Below are 229 nucleotides of genomic sequence, written 5' to 3'. Positions count from 1 at the left end.
TATGCATCTGGTAAGAACACCGCTGATATTGCGTCGGCCCTCGATGCTGCTGGAGGCGCGTTTGATGAACGTAGCCGATACCTTTTGCCGTGGGTGGCGTCAGGCGTTCACGCCATGCCTGCAATATCAGTATGCATCTGGTAAGAACACCGCTGATATTGCGTCGGCCCTCGATGCTGCTGGAGGCGCGTTTGATGAACGTAGCCGATACCTTTTGCCGTGGGTGGCG

At 56.3% G+C, this 229-nt stretch carries 1 pseudogene; it reads left to right on the top strand.

The window, feature by feature from the left end:
• Positions 1–97: 97 nt before the first annotated feature.
• Positions 98–229, top strand: a pseudogene (locus tag CK486_RS18630) (hypothetical protein); the annotation flags it as partial.

Source organism: Pseudomonas sp. HAR-UPW-AIA-41 (assembly GCF_002304225.1).
GTDB lineage: Bacteria > Pseudomonadota > Gammaproteobacteria > Pseudomonadales > Pseudomonadaceae > Aquipseudomonas.
Note: the sequence above shows the minus strand (reverse complement) of the source record. Positions and strands in the feature narration are given on the sequence as shown.